The 14,413-nt window shown below is 51.1% G+C and carries 11 protein-coding genes and 1 other RNA gene; 3 read left to right on the top strand and 9 right to left on the bottom strand.

The window, feature by feature from the left end; all coding sequences use genetic code 11:
* Nucleotides 1–339 precede the first annotated feature (339 nt).
* The 7 genes from QT397_22875 to QT397_22845 form a co-directional block, all read right to left on the bottom strand.
* Nucleotides 340–606, bottom strand: coding sequence for a hypothetical protein (locus QT397_22875; protein ID WNZ55658.1), 267 nt, complete (start codon nucleotides 604–606; stop codon nucleotides 340–342).
* Nucleotides 607–620: 14 nt separating this feature from the next.
* Entirely contained in the window at nucleotides 621–4,301 is a 3,681-nt protein-coding gene (locus QT397_22870) for a S8 family serine peptidase (GenBank protein WNZ55657.1), read from the bottom strand.
* A 2,417-nt stretch (nucleotides 4,302–6,718) separates the two neighbouring features.
* Nucleotides 6,719–7,312, bottom strand: a complete 594-nt coding sequence (locus QT397_22865; protein ID WNZ55656.1) for a hypothetical protein — start codon at nucleotides 7,310–7,312, stop codon at nucleotides 6,719–6,721.
* A 518-nt stretch (nucleotides 7,313–7,830) separates the two neighbouring features.
* Nucleotides 7,831–8,220: a transfer-messenger RNA gene (gene ssrA, locus QT397_22860) on the bottom strand.
* 173 nt (nucleotides 8,221–8,393) lie between these two features.
* The gene (locus QT397_22855; GenBank protein ID WNZ55655.1) at nucleotides 8,394–9,740 is read right to left on the bottom strand and encodes a sodium-dependent transporter; all 1,347 of its coding nucleotides are present in this window, start codon (nucleotides 9,738–9,740) and stop codon (nucleotides 8,394–8,396) included.
* Between the two features lie 40 nt (nucleotides 9,741–9,780).
* Nucleotides 9,781–10,260: an SsrA-binding protein SmpB gene (gene smpB / locus QT397_22850; GenBank protein ID WNZ55654.1), complete on the bottom strand. Its 480-nt coding sequence runs from the start codon at nucleotides 10,258–10,260 to the stop codon at nucleotides 9,781–9,783.
* 15 nt (nucleotides 10,261–10,275) lie between these two features.
* On the bottom strand, nucleotides 10,276–11,694 hold the full coding sequence (locus QT397_22845; GenBank protein WNZ55653.1) for a sodium-dependent transporter: 1,419 nt from the start codon (nucleotides 11,692–11,694) through the stop codon (nucleotides 10,276–10,278).
* A 193-nt stretch (nucleotides 11,695–11,887) separates the two neighbouring features.
* Here QT397_22845 and QT397_22840 point away from each other — a divergent pair, with 193 nt between their 5' ends.
* Nucleotides 11,888–12,328, top strand: a complete 441-nt coding sequence (locus QT397_22840; protein WNZ55652.1) for a type II toxin-antitoxin system RatA family toxin — start codon at nucleotides 11,888–11,890, stop codon at nucleotides 12,326–12,328.
* Nucleotides 12,325–12,678, top strand: a complete 354-nt coding sequence (locus QT397_22835; GenBank protein ID WNZ55651.1) for an RnfH family protein — start codon at nucleotides 12,325–12,327, stop codon at nucleotides 12,676–12,678. Before QT397_22840 ends, QT397_22835 begins: the two co-directional genes overlap by 4 nt.
* Here QT397_22835 and QT397_22830 read toward each other — a convergent pair.
* Nucleotides 12,675–13,019: an outer membrane protein assembly factor BamE gene (locus tag QT397_22830; GenBank protein ID WNZ55650.1), complete on the bottom strand. Its 345-nt coding sequence runs from the start codon at nucleotides 13,017–13,019 to the stop codon at nucleotides 12,675–12,677. The two genes, QT397_22835 and QT397_22830, sit on opposite strands and share 4 nt — an antisense overlap.
* Nucleotides 13,020–13,296: 277 nt before the next feature.
* On the opposite strand from QT397_22830, the gene fur reads away from it, so the two are divergent.
* Nucleotides 13,297–13,707: a ferric iron uptake transcriptional regulator gene (gene fur / locus QT397_22825; protein ID WNZ55649.1), complete on the top strand. Its 411-nt coding sequence runs from the start codon at nucleotides 13,297–13,299 to the stop codon at nucleotides 13,705–13,707.
* A gap of 50 nt (nucleotides 13,708–13,757) precedes the next feature.
* Here the strand turns inward: fur and QT397_22820 are convergent, their stop codons facing one another.
* Nucleotides 13,758–14,357, bottom strand: a complete 600-nt coding sequence (locus QT397_22820; GenBank protein WNZ55648.1) for a 1-acyl-sn-glycerol-3-phosphate acyltransferase — start codon at nucleotides 14,355–14,357, stop codon at nucleotides 13,758–13,760.
* Nucleotides 14,358–14,413 lie beyond the last annotated feature (56 nt).

The following is a 14,413-nucleotide window of genomic DNA, read 5'->3' as shown; positions in this document are numbered from 1 at the left end:
GCAGGTGCGAGTTGTATAGGGTGCTGATTGGCTGATGCTCCTGAGAGCTGGCCTGGCCCAGTAGTTGGGGTATCCAAGCCCCTTCTTTGATAAGGTTTCTACTCAGGTTAACGAAATAATAAGCCTTTGATTGTGGTGTACTAACTACCTGTGGTGAGAAGGCTAAGAAACTCTAAACAGCTAAAGATATCTTTGAGCAAAGTATAAGGGTGGCTTATAGAGTGACTATTGTTGGATTCTGTCGCAAAGTTTGCGACAGAATCCAAAGTGGAATGCTACAGCTGGCGTTTGCTCATAGGTGTCAAAAAGGGTTTTCAGCCCCCTATACCCAAAAGCAATTCATTCGCTTAGCGTAATTTCTGCACCTTCACCAGGTAATTCAGATACTGGCAGCGAATCACCGCTATCTTTTCGGCTAATATTCACGGCGGTAATGCTGCTAGAGAAGGTTTTGGATTCGGAACCACCGGAACCACCGGAACCACCGGAACTGCCGCTGCTGTTGGAACTACTGGAACTGCCCCCGCCCCCGCCGCCACAAGCACTCAGGGCTAATAGCAGCAGAGCGGAGACCGCAGATTTGAGTATGAAGCTTTTCCCGTTCATTAGTTTGCGCTCCTTCATTGCACAAAATCATAAGTGACGATGAAATGGCTCACGCCAGACTCCAGCGCCAGCGGTCCCGGCAGGTCGACTTGGAAAGTCAGCTCGCTGTCATCTGCTTCAAACTTGCTGCTGGCAAGCATGGTGTCACTCTCATTCAGGACTCCGTCGCTGTTTTTATCCAGGTAGAGTTTTGCTTGGGCGATCTCCAGTCCGTCATCTCCGCTGCCGGATGCTTGTAAGGTCAGGCTGTTGAGTTCCGATTGCACGTCCGTCTCCAGGCTAAATGCCTGTACCACCACATCCTTCTCGCCGGGACTTGCCTCGAGATCGCTCGCAGTTCCCGAATTAAACTTCACACCGGAACTCGATCCCTGCTGGAAGCGGGGGTTAAAGGGTTGGGCATCTTCGCTGTCTACAGCGCCGTCATTATCGGTATCCACTACCGTTGCCGCATCTAAGCCCAGTACAAAGGCGCCGCGAATCGTGTTCTGAACACTGTTGCCGGCATTGTCTGTGGCGGCAATGCGCAGGTCGACGACGGAGGATTCCGACACTTCGGGCAGCAGGGTAAGGTAGCGACCGTCTTCTGGTGCGGTTTCCAGCGGTAACCAATCACCCCCGTTCAGCGCCATCTCGGTGGTCACAGAGTCGAGCGGCAATTGGCTTTCGAAGGACAAATACAGCTTGGCGTTATGGCGCGCATAGTGCGAAATTACGCCGTCGTCCAGCAGTTCCAGCATGGCGATGCGCGGCGCGGTGGCATTGTCTAGGTTGTTGAGTTGTATCCGGGCGCTGGAAGTGTATTCATCTTCACCGAGAGACGTGGTGTATTCGACATCCATCTGCACCGAGGTGCATTGGCTGTCGGCGAAGAAAAGGTACTCTGGAATAAAGTCGTCGCTACTCAATTCACTTTCACCGGGCAGGCAAAGGGCGCGGTATTTGGACTCTGGTCTATAGCCGTTTCCCCAGCTGTCCATTATCCAGCTTGAAAAAAGGTTGCCATTGTTGCTGGGGAGCAAGCGGTGATTGCCGCCGTTATTGCGCAGACCGCCGGAAAAATACATGGGCCCCTGGCCCATAAGCATGATTCCACTGGACCGCTCCAGTATTACTTCGGGGATAGTGAAGTCTTCATCGCTACGCCGCAGCTTGCGGTAGACCGTGCGGCCAATGGAAATATCGTAGCTGTGGGTCTCCGTAGTCCAATTTTCCCCTAAAGGTACATGCAAATTCAAAAATGTGGGCCAAGCGGTAATATCCTCCTCGCGTCCATGCAAAGTAAGCAGTGATGATTTATGGGTCAGCTCGCTCGGTGTCGTCCACCAGTTTATAAATGCTTTGTACATAGGGAGCCCGTAACCTATGGCATAGCCCTCCTGATTCCAGAGTGGGTTGCCAATTAGCAACTGCACACTACCGGGATTACTGAGATCGAAGTGCAGATCTTCGGACATGCCCTGTTGTCCGTGCTTAACCGTATACAGCTTGCGGTCCTGGGGGGCGCTCCCTTCTTCCGCCAGGCCCATATAGTTAACATGGAAGTTGTCGGATAGGTTGCGTAGGGTTGCCATCGGCACATCCCCACTGTAATTCAGGTGTAAAGCGAATTCGGGAATTTCGGGGTAGGTGAGTTCAAGTGCCTGATCCATAAACAGGAGCGTCTCACCGTTTTCTGTTTGCAGAGGGGGAATACCTGCCCCTTTAACTCTTGCAGGCACTACCAATTCACCATCCGAAGGGGGTCGATTCTCAAATGCGTGCCAGACGTCATACTGCTCTTCATCAGCAAAAACGTACGTACGGAATAGAATATTGATAGGCTCGTCACGCACCGCCATATATAGGACTGGTTCAGCACTTTCGAAATCGGAGAGCTGTCCCCAAGCAGACCAGCTCTCATTGAACAAATGTGCAGAATAGTACCAGAGGTCCCCTGGCGCTTCAGATTCACGCATGGCTAGCACCCCTGCGCGATGAAAGGCCACAGGCAGACGCACTTGCTCATCGCCAGATAAATATTCAAGCGTTGAATCGTAGGCGGCTTCCAGCGGTTCATGGTAGGGCACCTGACCGTGATCGACAATTAGGTCGACGAGCTCGGCTCTGCTCGAACCCACTTCCAAATCGAACTGGTCGGTGGAAAGATCCAAGTCGGCGCCCTCGGGAAAAGTATCCCCGTCGGCAACTGTGAATTCTACAGGAGCGCTTAGGTTTTTAATTGTCACCTGCAGGGATCTCTGGCTGTGAGCGCCCTGTCCAAAGTGCCCTGCATAGAGAGTTGGCGGGCTGACTAGAAAACGAGCGCTTGCAGCCGCGAAGGCATCTAGCTGCCCGTTGCCCACCTCGGCCATTTTGCCGGCCACTTGCGAGGCGCGGTTGACCAGTAGCGCCTTGATCTCGGCGCTGGTTAGTTCAGGATGCAGCTGGCGCAGTAGTGCTGCGGCTCCTGCCACATGGGGCGCGGCAAAAGAAGTACCTGATTCGGTGCGGAGGCCACCGCCCAGGTTGGCACTGGTGATGTCTACACCCGGTGCGAGCATCTCCGGCTTGATGCTATTGCTGCTCAGGTCCAGGCTGGTACCGAACATGCCTCGAGAACTGAAGTCCGCCAAGTTGCCCGCCCCATCCACCGCGCCCACGGTAATTATTTCCTCTGCGGAACCGGGACTGCCAATGGAGTTGAGACGAGGCCCGTCGTTGCCGGCGGCGGCGACCACTACAACACCGGCGCGCATGGCATTGTTGGCAGCGACGGACGCAGCCGAGTTGTTTCCACCGGCGCCGCCCAGGCTCAGATTTATCACGTCCACTGCGTCGTCCGTTTGCGGATCTCCGTCTGGGTCCAGCGCAGCCTCAATGGCGGCGATAATGTCGCTCTCGCTACCAAAGCCATTGCTATTCAGCGCTTTGTAGGCGTAGAGCTTGGCTTCGGGTGCCACCGCCGCAGCCACGCCGGCCACCATGGTGCCATGGAAGTCGTCATCCATCGGATCACTATCACCGTTCACGAAATCGTAGCCACCAGCCACGCGGCAACCGCTGCCGAAACAGCCTCCCAGATCTTCGTGGGTGTAATCGATACCGGTATCGATAATAGCAATGCTGGTTCCATGTCCTTTGATGGCCCTGTCCTGCGCGTCGCGCATAGCCCATACCTCGGGGGCGCGTACCTGCTGTGGACTTTCGGTCTGAAAAGCGCGTACCTGCCGGTCTCGCGTTACGGCGCGCACCTCAGGCATGGCGGCAATAGCGGGCAGCAGATCCACCCTGGCGGTTGCGCTGATAGCGTTGACTGCACGAGTGAAGCGGTGGCGGTGGCTTGAAATCAGTTTGTGTTGTTGAAGTTTGGCGACCATTTGTTGCTGGTGCAGACCTAGCTCCTGTTGCCGGGCGGCGAAAGCGTGCATATCCCGCTGTGTGCCGACAGCGTCCGATGCTTGCAAGCCAGCTTGCTCCGCAGCGGAAGGTCCGTGCAGTTCGATGATAATGCGCACCTCTTCATCTGAACGATATCTGATAACCTCCGGCCTGGTTTGCCTGTTGCTCTCTGCCCTAGGCAGGCCTTCGGGGGAAACGCTCAATTGCAGAGAGTGAGGCTCTGAAGCTTTTTCCCCCGGGTCGGCTGCCGCGGGCTGCAGTAATGCAACCAAAGTGGTCACTGTAAGATACTGCAGAATCGGTTTTACATGCATAGTTAACCTCCTTTTTAAGTAGTCGACCCTAAAGAAACAAACACTCATCTCTATTACGGGGGAGCATGGATTTTCAGCTTTCAAGGCGTATGCAAAAGAGCCATATTGTCAGCGAGCGTGAGTTTAAGGCTTAAAAAACTGTGAAAGTACCTTAATCATTCATTTTCTTAAATGTCAGGTGCATGAGGCCATGAAAAGATTGAACACATCACCGAGGGCGCCTTTAAGGAAGTTTCTTGGTCGCAGAAAGTCAGATTTTAAGAGCCCAATTAACGGATCAGTTGCTTCTCAATACCAACATTTTTCGCCTCTTTTCTCACTGGTAGTGATTATTTTTTCAGTAAAAGTCTGGCCAAAACTATTGCCGCACCTGGGCCATCGCCTTTTTCGATAGTCCTGATCACATATGGCCTATTCAACCTAGGACTCTCTGACGTTGCTAATCACTTAATTTAAGTTCTTGCTGCCTTGAATGTTTTCGTGGTGATTCACAGTAATTAGAGTAATGCTATTTTTCAAGGTAGAGAAAGTAGAAGCTTGCTGTCATATTTATATGCTTTAAGACCCTTGCCCTAGGTGATACAGTACACCTGTGATGTGTGTAAACTATAGGTTTTTTTATAATTTTTCTGCTTTTTCAAGACACGTTTAGATGGTGAAAACCACCCTGACAGGTATATAAAAGACTCCAGAAATTTTCTTCTCAATATCCGCAAAAGAATGCCTACTATAGTATGCTGGCATTTTATAATTTTTCTGGTTTCAGCGCTTCTTGATGTGAGGAGATAAATTTAGTTTAAGTTATTTTTCCTATGCATAGGTTCGGCGCTGTTGAAAATCATTATTTTTAACTTTTTATAAAAGGTATTTAATAATATTGATCGCGAGTTTATCATCAGATGGGTAAGTCTTAAATAAAATTATCTAGTACTGTGGTATCGCTATTTGCGATTTCAATTTCAATAGGGTTGGTTTGGGTTTACACCGGTATCTTGAAAGTTTTTTTCAATACTGAAACTACCAGTGCGGCTGCGAAAATGTACCAATTCTATGGAGTGGTAGGGGGCTTTACTCTGGAAAAACTATAAATCACAGAAGGCTTGGTAGTGGGGCGTTTCCATTGAAGCATAAAATGCTCGTAACTCACACTTTCCACTTGTTTATGAATAAGTAAACTGATAAGAAGGCGATTGGGGTGCTGACGTATCATTTTTTGTCAGAATAATAGTCTCAGAAAGTGAGATTAAGGCCTATCCGGGGCCGCTTTTGAGCGTAGTAGTGGGTCTGATGGGACAAGTTGATCAAGAGGCTCAGCACCAAAAAGTTAGTTTTCCAGTACCGGTTAATTTCCGTGAGCATGATTATTCCTGAGTGCTTTGACCAGAAATAGCAAAAATTAGTCGAAATGGCTATATCCTATTTTTATCTAGTCTTGGTGCCATGATACCTGGCGGCATTTTTGAGAGCGATTAGTTAGCTTTGTTGTAATGGCAAGTCAGGAAAGGAACTTTTTGCATTCACGAGTCCCTTTTCTAATCATTTGGAGCCCCTATAGAAATTAGGGGCGTTCTTAGTCAAGATTGCCACGACGTTTTCCTCTGTGTTGAAAAGTATATTAAGGTCTGATGGAGCATTTCCTTTTGCGCTCGAACGCCTCTCAGTATTTTTTCTCTCCTATTCCCTACTAGAGGTTGCTTGATGGGGTGCTCCTTTCTATAACCGGTAAGAAACTGTTTGATGTTCTCGATAAGCTGATCATCACCGATGTTTAGGGCAAATTTGATCAAGAAGTCATGTTTAACGGCTCTGGGTAACTCATAAATGCTGGAGTTCCATACTGATTTTCTTATTTTTCTAGTCCCTCTGAATGAATAGGGCTGTCTGAGACAACAATTTGGTGGAGATGACGGGAGTTGAATAGTTGGTTGTAGCTAACGTATTTGCTCGGTTTTTATTTGGATTAATCAAAGTAGCTCAGATAACCTAATCACTAGAGCAAAGTAGCTCCAATTTGGCGCATGATTTATCCAGCTCAACTGTGTCCTAGGCTCTCTCTATGCGTCATGACTCAGTAGGCATTCCGGGGGCTCTTACTGATGTGGAAAAAACCTTTATCGATGTCAACAGGCGAGCGGCCTGCTTGATTGTTGATAAACCTTTCTCTCGTGTATAGGTGCAGCTCGTGAGTATTGTAAGGAGTGCATCACATGATCGATGGGTGAGGCTTTGTTCTTTATGAGGTGAGTGGCTAAGTGGTTTTTTTAAGGTATTGTTTTAACCAGGTTAATGGGTAGAAATATGGGTATTCCTAACACAATCTTGATTTGCCCCGCTTATTTAGAAGGCTCCGACAAGCATTGAGCCTGTCGGATTAAAAATGTCCAGCGCCTAGCGAACTGCGAAAAGAGAAATCGAGATTATCTATTGCTATTCACTCTTATAGAGCCGACGTACATTGCAAATAAACGAAGGCCGATGGAAATTAAGACAAGCATACTTGGCGCTGTATGAGCGGGTATTGCCTTTAATTGCGTGATTTCTCTTTGAAGGGTCATCGTTTGGTGTGGATTGGTCTGGTGCTTTGGAACCTGAATGACGTTTTTCTTAAGTAATTTATCGAACGACTCGATTTCTCCCGCAAGCATATCCAGGAGTTCCAATTCGGTCTTGCCTTCCCATGGTAGCTGTGTCCTATATGCGTCAACTGCTTTACCAAGCTTTTTCCACTCTTCTGCGAGGAAGTCTTCAAGTGATGAAAGGGTTCCAAGCTTCGAGTTCATGGATTGATTGACTCGGTAGGCGTTTTGTCCATGAGCGCCGGCCGTCATCACTCCACCAAAGTGCTGTACGTTATGTTTGGCGGTATTCAGGTTCCGGCTGATTAAGTTGAGTTGATCCAGAGTGCGAACCAGAGTCTGATCAAACCTTGGATCTTTATCCTTAATCGCTGTCAGAGCGGTGTTAACCAGTCGACTCACCTGTATCTTGGTTGCATGTTCGTTGATGGACATATCCTTTTATCCTCGTAAATCCATTGAAGAATGTGTTCCACCTCTCTGACTTGAGATGAATGTGCCACATTCAGGTTTTTGCTTGATGAAAACGCGAATTCTAAATTAAATCTGCCGGGTATCGCGGTCTAATAGAGTACGGGCCATTGCACGGGAGCCGGGACGGTCATGGTTTCATTGTCATAGCCCAGTGACCAGGGCTAGAGCCTGTTCAGCAAGAGGGTTAATGTGTGGCTGGCCCATTTTCATTTTTCGCTGGGCAGTTTTATGTGCTTGGCATCCCAATTGATTTCCGTCCACTCAAGTTTCGCAATTCTCTAGCGGGCAGAGTAAGAGAGGGGGTAGTTTTAGGGCTGCTCTTACTATTGGGGTCGTCTATGGCAGTTAGTAGGCGCCCGATTTCAGTAGGGTCTGCAATGGCTGGATTTGGGTTAGATTAATTGGGATGGCCCAGATAAGCAAAAACCCCGGAAACACTAGGTTTGCGGGGCTTTCGTGGGCTGTCTGAGACAGCAATTTGGTGGAGATGGCGGGAGTCGAACCCGCGTCCGTCAGCACTCTGCCAGAGGCTCTACATGCTTAGCTCCGTCTATTGATTTAACCCATTACAGCCCGGCGGTCAGGACGTATAGGGCGATCCCGTAAGTTGTTTAACCGCTTACCCACGAGTATGGCTTGCGGCGATCCAGTTCTGTATAACAGTCTACAGCGCGATACTGGAACCTTGCTGAAGACTGCTAAGGGACGAACCCTTAGTTAGCGCTTCACAAGCTGCTTACGCAGCGAGTTGGGCACCGTAGTTGTCGTCGTTGGCAACTAATAAAATACAGCTTTGGATTAACGAGATTCGCTGCCATCTCGGCATGCACCCAAGGTTTCGTCACCGGCGTCGAATCCAAGTCATCCCCGATAAGAAACACTTTCGTGTGTCATCTAAGTATACCTCAAAATTCACGTTAGCAATAAATTTTATGTATTCGCCATTTGTGCGATCAGAGTCGCTTTAGTCAGGCGCTTTGAGGGAGTGCTTGGGAAGGCGGGGAGTTCCCGGCGGTGGGGTACCGCCGGGAGAGAGATCAGTTTAGCGAATGGACTGTACGAAAGCGGTCAGGATTAGCAGTGGGCAGACGATGCGCACATACCAGGGCCAGATCTTCCAGAACAGGGTGTTTTCGATATCTTCATGGCCTTTCTTGAGTTCGCTCAGCAGCTGGTCGCGGCGCCAAATCCAGCCGGCAAAGATACACAAGGCAATGCCGAGCAGGGGCTGGCCGTATTCAGTGCTGATGCTGACTGCCAGTCCGAAGAGGGCGTCGAAGTTGTAGATGATGCCGCAGCTCACGCCGAAGATGATCAGGCCAACGATCGGGGTGGCGATGCGGCGGGGGATATTCAGGTTCTCGATAGAGAATGCCACTGGCACTTCCAGCATGGAAATGGAGGAGGTGAGGGAGGCGATAACCATCAGTGCAAAAAAGGCGATGGCGACGAATATCCCGGCTTCACCCATGGTGTCGAATAGCGCGGGCAGCACTTGCAGGATCAGGCTCGGGCCGGCGATCAGGGAACCGTCGGCAGAGAAGATCTGGGTACCGGCTTCCTGGGCTACGTACATGGCGGGCAGGATCAACAGGCCTGCAGTAAATGCGATGCCCACATCAATCAGGGTTACCAGGGCACCAAGGCGCGGCAGGCTCTCCTGCTGGCTCAGGTAGGAGCCGTAGATCAGCATGGTGCCTACACCCAGGGATAGGGAGAAAAAGGCCTGACCCATGGCGGAGATCAGCAGATCCGGGGTGAAGTGGTCGAAGTTGGGCATCAGGTACACTTCCAGGCCGGTCAGGGCGCCGGGCTGGGTGAGTACGTAGCAGATCAATAGCAATAACAGGATGATCAGCGATGGCATCAACAGGGTGGACCAGCGCTCGATCCCCTTCTCAACACCACTGGCGATAATCAGCATGGTGAGACCACTGAAGATAGCGGTCATGATCATATTGCGATCGGTGCTGTTGCCGGCCAACCACTGGGCTGCCTCTTGGGCGCCGAACAGGCCGGCGAAAGGTTCGGCCAGGTGCGCGACCATCCAGCCCGCCACAATGGCGTAGAAGCTCAGGATAAGTGAGGCCACCAGGATACCGCCGAAGCCGGTCAGGCCTCCGAAAAAGCGGCTGATGGGCCCGTTGGAAATGGAGCGCAGCGCTTGCACCATATTGCGGCGCGCGTGGCGGCCGATGGTGAGTTCCGCCATCAGGGCTGGGTAGGCGAGCGCAAAGGCTAGAAATAAGTAGGCGACTACAAAGGCGGCGCCGCCGTTACTGGCGGCCTTGGTTGGAAAGCCCCAAATATTGCCGAGACCAACGGCGGAACCCGCCGCGGCCATCAAAAAGCCAATATTCGAGCTGAACTGTCCTCGCGGTGCACTCATGGTAAATCCCGTAATTATTCTTCTAATGGTTCACTGTGCACTATTTGTGCGTCGAGCGCATTAGGCGCTGCTTTTCGCGGTTCCAATCGCGTTTCTTCTCAGTTTCGCGCTTGTCATGGCTCGCCTTACCCTTGGCCAGGCAGACTTCGCACTTCACCAAATGCCCTTTCCAGTACATAGCGGTGGCAACCACTGTGTGACCTTTCTGCTCAACGGCGACGATCAGCTTGGCTAATTCGCGCTTGGTGAGCAGTAGGCGACGGGTGCGGTCGGGCTCGGTGACAAAGTGGGTGGAGGCGCTGGGCAGGGGCTGGATGTTGGCACCCAGCAACCAGGCTTCCCCGTTTTTAAAAATGACATAGCTGTCGGTCAGTTGGGCTTTGCCCTCCCGACAGCTTTTGACTTCCCAGCCTTTCATCTCAACGCCCGCTTCAAACTTTTCTTCAATGAAATAGTCGTGGCGGGCCTTCTTGTTGAGGGCGATGGTATTGGATGTTTGTGCTTTCTTTTTCTTGGCCATGAAAACTACGAGTGACTATATAAAACTGTGTCCAAAAAACTTCAGGGCCACGGTATTGATAAAGATAAGCAGCAGTATCAATGGGATAAAAGTGCCCAGGGAGAAGTTAACGTATTTTTGCGAAAACGAGCCTGCAAAGTCGCTGTCACCTTCTTGCAGCTCTTTATCAAAATTGGATTTCTTCCATTTGTAGATCACGAACAGACATACCAGCAGGCCGTTTAAAGGCAGGATGGTGTCGTAGAAGATGATCTCCACCAAATCGAAGAACGACTTGTTTGCGCCGGCCAGTTGTACAAACTCTGTAAACCAAGTGGCCATACCGAATGATACGGCGCAAGCGATGGCCAGCACAAATTGAACTGCCGCAACGATGTAGATGGCCTTCTTACGTTCCATGTTGCGCTCGTCGCGGAGGGTGGCAATGGGCACCTCGATAATGGAAACCAGCGAGGTGATTGCGGCAACCAGTACCAGGAAGAAGAAGGTGGCCGCTACTGCGCTAGCGCCTATGTAGCCGATTCCGTCCTGTAAAGCGAGGAATATCTTCGGCAGGAACAGGAAGATCATACCGGCGGAGGAGTCGCTCAGTTCTGCCGGATCGATTTGTGGATTGAAGTGGAAAATACTCGGCAAAATCAGCAGACCGGCTGTAAAGGCTACCAAGGTGTCAGTAATCGCTACGGCACGGGAAGAACCGGGGATGGAGTCCTTCTTCTTCATATAGGAGCCGTAGGTAATCATGATGCCCATTCCCAGAGACAGGGAGAAGAAGGCCTGGGCCATGGCTTTGCTGATTACGTTGCCGTCAATTTTGCTGAAGTCGGGTACCAGGTAGTACTGCAAGCCCAGGGCGGCGTTATCCAGGGTCAGTACAAAGAACACCAGCCCTAATAACATTACAAACAGCATGGGCATCAGGGTTTTTGCGGCCCGTTCGATACCGTCTTTAACGCCCATAGCGAGAATGGCATTGATGATTAACATCAGCACTACCAGGTAAATAAATACCGTGGGTGTATTGATAAAGTGGATAAAGAAATCTGGGGTGGCGAGCTTATCCAGGTTGCCGGAGAAGATTTCTACCAGGTATCCCATTACCCAAACGGTGACTACCAGATAAAAAACCGCGATCATAAATGGGGTGATCAGGGCCAGCCAGCCGGGAATACTCCACAGCTTGGAACCTTTGGAAATTTCTCGGTAAGCGCCGACAGGGTCTTTATCCGAGCGGCGTCCCATAGCGAGTTCCGCCATCATCACCGGCAGGCAGATCACGAATACGAAGAGAGCATAGACCAGTAAGAAGGCACCGCCTCCGCTCTTGGTGGCTGCTACAGGGAATGCAACCAGGTTGCCAATACCGACGGCGGAACCTGCGGCGGCCAGGATAAAGCCCAGCCTTGACCCAAAATGCTCTCTCTCTGCGGTCATAAGTACTCTCGCTATTATTTTTTATGAATGCTTGTTGTTTTTTGTTACTGCGGTTGGGGCTAAATGTGGCCCACCGGTAAAAAATGCGATTGTTACAGGAATTGTCTTGCTTGAGTAGCGTCGGCTGGCAAAATTAGCCGTTCAACGGTAATCCCAGGTGATTTTGCCTGATGGACTGGATTAGACAGTAGGAATGACTGAAATAGAACGCAGTGCGCTGGTCATGTACAGCGCGGAACAAATGTTTGATCTGGTCAATGATGTGGCCAGTTACCCACAGTTTTTACCCGGCTGTCGCGCTGCGGAGATTATCCACAGCGATGACACCACTTTAGAGGCGCGCCTGGATTTGTCGCGCGCGGGTATAAAGCAGAGCTTTGTGACCCGCAATCAGCTGGTGCGTCCCAAGTCGATGACGCTCAAGCTGGTGGATGGTCCTTTCGAGCAGTTCGAGGGACTGTGGGAATTTACTCCACTGGCTGAAAATGCCTGTAAAGTGAGTTTTACCCTTTCGTTTTCGATGAAAAATCGATTGATCGCGGCGGCTGCAGGAAAAATTTTCAGTGACCTGGCCAACCAGATGGTCGCGGTTATGTGTGAGCGCGCGGAAGAAGTTTACGGGAAACCCCAATGACAGAAGAGAAAACAATCTCGGTGGAGGTGGTGTACGCACTGCCCCACGAACAGCGATTAATGCGTTTGTTGGTGTCTGAGGGTACCACTGCGCGGGAGGCGCTAATTCGCTCGGGAATTCCCAAGGAGTATCCCGAAGTTGATCCGGATACGGCAAAGATGGGTATTTTTGCCCAGGTGCTGGGGAGTAAGGGGCTACCGCCGGCGGAGAGTTATGTCCTGCAACCCGGGGACCGGGTTGAGGTATATCGTCCCTTGATCGCCGATCCCAAAGAGGCGCGCAAGCAGCGCGCCGAGAAAGCCAAGCGTATGGCTGAGAAGAAGAAAGGCGCCGAGGGGACTTCCGCTTAGGGCCAGCCTGTGGGCTGCCAGTCGCCGCTGGTGGCTACCAGGGAGTCTTCATCAAAGTAAACGCTAAAGGTCTTTTGGGTGATATTGCCTTTCTTGTCGCGAAGGCGATTGACGTAATCCCAGCGGTTGGGGTTGTACGTATCTTCCAGCAGCGGAGTGCCCAGAACAAACTGTACCTGGCGTCGCGTCATCCCTGGCTTTAGCTGATCCACCATCTCCTGGGTAATGATATTGCCCTGCTGCACCTCAATACGGTGTACACCGGGGAATTTTACGAGTGTGCAAGCTCCCAGCAAGCTGCACAGGAAGGCGATAGTGAGAAATCTCAGACTAGGCGGCATTCATTGCTCCATTATTCGGTTTCAAACGGCAGCGCTCACGCTGATTTCTTACAAACAGTCAGTTTAGTCTCAAGTGGAGAAAAAAGTTCCTCCACTTACCAGTTCTGCCCTAAGTGAGCAGTACGGGGTTTCTCTGACTCCGTAGGGCATGGGATAATACCTGAAGAGTTGGCTCGCTGACAGACGGGACTCCAGGGTCGGAATCCTTTATAAATGGCCGCTGTGGGTTTGGGCAACTTCGGATAACTTTTAAAATCCTGCCGGGAAATATTGATACATGTCGAACGAAAACCAGGAATTGCGCAAGGCTGGCCTCAAGGTCACTCTGCCGCGGGTGAAGATTCTGCAATTGCTCGAAAGCACTAGTGAGCAGCATTTGAGTGCTGAGGATGTCTATAAGCTGTTGCTGGAGGCGGGAGAGGATGTCGGCCTAGCTACTGTGTACCGGGTATTGACCCAGTTTGAGAGCGCGGGCCTGGTAGTGCGCCACAACTTCGATGGCGGCCACTCCGTATTCGAGCTGGACCGTGGCGATCACCACGATCACATGGTGTGCACTGATACCGGTAAGGTTATCGAGTTCCACAATGAAGAGATTGAGGAGCTACAGCGCCAGATCGCTGAAGAGCACGGCTATGAGCTGACTGGCCACAGCCTGGTTCTGTATGTGACAGAAAAAGAGAAGTGATTCTTCCGGGTGCGGTATTCACCGCACCCTTCAAATGCTTACGCTGAGTGTTACGACTGGCAGGGTGGGGTGTAAAGCTCTGGGAACTTGCCAATTTTATCCGCGTAAAATTCCTTGAGCTTCAACAGCTCGGCTTCCAGGTTTTCACTGAATTGCGCTATCGGGCCTATGCCCACTTCTTTTTTGGGGAAGCTGATATAGCCGAGTACTACCGGAACCCTGGCGTTGCGGGCGATATGGTAAAAGCCGGTCTTCCAGCGTTCCGCCAAACCGCGAGTGCCCTCGGGGGGAATAGCGATAACCAGTTCTTTGCGCAGTTTGAACTGCCTGGCGGTGGCATCCACCAGGTTGTTGGCTTTGCTGCGGTCTACGGCGATACCGCCGAACCAGCGCATGGGGCCACCCAGGGGGAAGGTAAACAGCTTGTCTTTGCCCATCCACTGCGGGGTCATCTTCAGTTTGAGTGCGGCGAGAATAAAGTAATAGCCGTCCCAGTTAGTGGTATGGGGGGCGCCGATCAATACGTACTGCTTTAGTTTGAGAGACTGCTCGTCAGCTTTGACACGCCAGCCGTGCAACTTCAGTAGCACCCGTGCAACCAAGCGGAGGATTGGGGTGACAATAGGGGTGTTGAAAATCGTTCTCTGCATAACCTCGGCCGGGACTACTCATACATCGAAAAATAAGCCGCCAAGTATATGGTGAC

Origin of the sequence: Microbulbifer sp. MKSA007 (assembly GCA_032615215.1) — a bacterium.
GTDB lineage: Bacteria > Pseudomonadota > Gammaproteobacteria > Pseudomonadales > Cellvibrionaceae > Microbulbifer.
Note: the sequence above shows the minus strand (reverse complement) of the source record. Positions and strands in the feature narration are given on the sequence as shown.

Bases quoted from the DNA above. Each gene is read 5' to 3' on its own strand.
- QT397_22875 (WNZ55658.1), bottom strand. From the start codon at position 606: ATGAACGGGAAAAGCTTCATACTCAAATCTGCGGTCTCCGCTCTGCTG.
- QT397_22870 (WNZ55657.1), bottom strand. From the start codon at position 4,301: ATGCATGTAAAACCGATTCTGCAGTATCTTACAGTGACCACTTTGGTT.
- QT397_22865 (WNZ55656.1), bottom strand. From the start codon at position 7,312: ATGTCCATCAACGAACATGCAACCAAGATACAGGTGAGTCGACTGGTT.
- QT397_22855 (WNZ55655.1), bottom strand. From the start codon at position 9,740: ATGAGTGCACCGCGAGGACAGTTCAGCTCGAATATTGGCTTTTTGATG.
- smpB (WNZ55654.1), bottom strand. From the start codon at position 10,260: ATGGCCAAGAAAAAGAAAGCACAAACATCCAATACCATCGCCCTCAAC.
- QT397_22845 (WNZ55653.1), bottom strand. From the start codon at position 11,694: ATGACCGCAGAGAGAGAGCATTTTGGGTCAAGGCTGGGCTTTATCCTG.
- QT397_22840 (WNZ55652.1), top strand. From the start codon at position 11,888: ATGACTGAAATAGAACGCAGTGCGCTGGTCATGTACAGCGCGGAACAA.
- QT397_22835 (WNZ55651.1), top strand. From the start codon at position 12,325: ATGACAGAAGAGAAAACAATCTCGGTGGAGGTGGTGTACGCACTGCCC.
- QT397_22830 (WNZ55650.1), bottom strand. From the start codon at position 13,019: ATGCCGCCTAGTCTGAGATTTCTCACTATCGCCTTCCTGTGCAGCTTG.
- fur (WNZ55649.1), top strand. From the start codon at position 13,297: ATGTCGAACGAAAACCAGGAATTGCGCAAGGCTGGCCTCAAGGTCACT.
- QT397_22820 (WNZ55648.1), bottom strand. From the start codon at position 14,357: ATGCAGAGAACGATTTTCAACACCCCTATTGTCACCCCAATCCTCCGC.